Source organism: Bacillus sp. AFS073361, from assembly GCF_002567005.1.
Classification (GTDB): Bacteria; Bacillota; Bacilli; order Bacillales; family Cytobacillaceae; genus Neobacillus.
In genome coordinates this window covers 1-1939 of the sequence record NZ_NUZU01000025.1, presented here as the reverse complement: position 1 = coordinate 1939, position 1939 = coordinate 1, and the positions used below count along the sequence as shown (strand labels likewise).

General features: G+C 40.1%; 1 protein-coding gene. It reads left to right on the top strand.

The genetic code is table 11. From position 1 onward, the window contains the following. Positions 1–123: 123 nt before the first annotated feature. Complete coding sequence (locus COJ96_RS12205; protein WP_180230095.1) at positions 124–1797, top strand: transposase; 1674 nt, start codon at positions 124–126, stop codon at positions 1795–1797. The last annotated feature ends 142 nt before the right edge of the window (positions 1798–1939 follow it).

Genomic DNA, 1939 nt, shown 5'->3' with positions numbered 1-1939 from the left:
GAGACTGTCGATTAACTCATAAAACCTCCTTTTTCACATACTTTCAAGATTTTTTAATTTCTCAACATTTCACTCCATATGTAAGGTAAAATTAAGATATATCTTATGTTTGGAGTGATTGTGATGGCGCACATTCAATATAAAACATTTAGTCAGTTAACCTTCTCAGACTATGAAGTCTACTCTTCGGTTCCTCCCCATCCTTTCTGGAGTCGAGTAGAACAAGTGGTTGACTTCTCCTTTGCGGATAAACTCTGTGCTCCTTTGTATTCCCCTAATGGACAACGTCCTTATGCACCTTCCTTAAAATTAAAGATTCATTTTGTGCAACGCTATCACAATTACTCTGACCGTGAAATGGAAGAGGCTATTCTTTATCATCTTCATTTAAAACAATTTTTGGGTGTACCCGTAGCTTTTAGCGGTTTCGATCATAGTACTCTGGGGCTTGACCGAGATCGTATGGGTTCTGATCTTTTTGATGCGTGTCATCACCATATTCTTTCCCAAGCATTGGTAAAAGGTCTATGGGGAAAAGAATATGATCGTTGGCTTATCGATTCCTTTCATACGTATGCCAACATTGCGAAGGTGGGGGCTTACCGTTTAATCCAACAAGGAATCCTTCAAATTATTCAACACATCAAACGTACATATCCAAAGTTATATGCCTTTCTTTTACAGGACTGTGCTCTCAAAAGTTTTCTGAAACGGCTCTCGGATCGGACGTCTGAAAAGGATCGCTTGGTATTATTTAGCCGTCTGGTGGTGGAAGCCTACAGCCTGTTACATTGGCTGGAAAGTGAAAGGGTACAGCCTTTATTCTGGACATGGGAGATTGAAAAACAACAACTTCGTTGTTTGGAGCTTCAAGCGATCCTCTATCAAATTTTACAAGAGAACGCCAAACCGATGGATCCGAATAAGTCCGAAGGTGCCAAACAGGAACCACTTCACTACCAAGAATTATCCAAAAAGGAAAAACCACAAGATCGTATCCGAAGTGCCCATGATCCAGAAATCCGGAGTGGGTACAAATCAAAATCCTTGAAGTTTACCGGAGATAAAATTCAAATCTTAGAGTCAAGAACGCACGGATTAATCTTAAATACTGAAACCATTCCAGGTAACGAATGGGATGGAGAGCGTCTTGCCCCGATGGTGGAGGAAGTAATCAATCGTCACGGTATAATACCGAAACAAGTTGTCGGTGATTCGTCCTATGGCACAGGTGAAAATCGCCAGAGAATACAAGGGATGCAGATATTACTGACCGCTCCTATACAAAAATCTTCAAATCCAGCGGGATTGTTAGAAAACGATTGGTTTGTTTATGATGAAAAAATGGATGAGGTCACCTGTCCTCAAGGGTACTCGACGTCTAAAAAAGTGCGAAATAACCCGGGTCAGGGATATCAATTTAAATTCGATGCGAAAACTTGTAAAGCTTGCCCACTGTTTCAACAATGTACGACCAATAAAAAAGGTAGAACCGTCTTCATTAGTGATTACTATGAGATCATGGAACAAGGAAGATCCTATAATCAAACCGAAGCTGGACAAAGTGCATTAAGGGCTAGGTACGAAGTGGAAAGAACGAATCATCAAGCTGCCAACCATCAAGGACTTAGGAAACCAAGAACAAGAGGAAGAGAACCATTAAGGATCATGGCAAAATTGACGGCCATGGTTATCAATTTGAAAATTATGGTAAAGAAATTAGCTGAACCCATCATGCCCTTTTATCGTTTTAAAAAATACGAGAATCGGATAAAGGCCCCCGTCTGCCCAAATTAGGGAATTCGGGACAAATAGAAGGCCTTGGGCAGGCAAATATACATAAAAACAATAAAAGCTTGTGAAAAAATCCAATAAAATCCATAAAGTATGTGAAATATGGTGTAGGAGTGGAAAAAACTCAAACTTAATCGACAGTCTC

Coding starts and splice junctions, on each gene's coding strand:
- COJ96_RS12205 (WP_180230095.1), top strand. CDS start 124: ATGGCGCACATTCAATATAAAACATTTAGTCAGTTAACCTTCTCAGAC.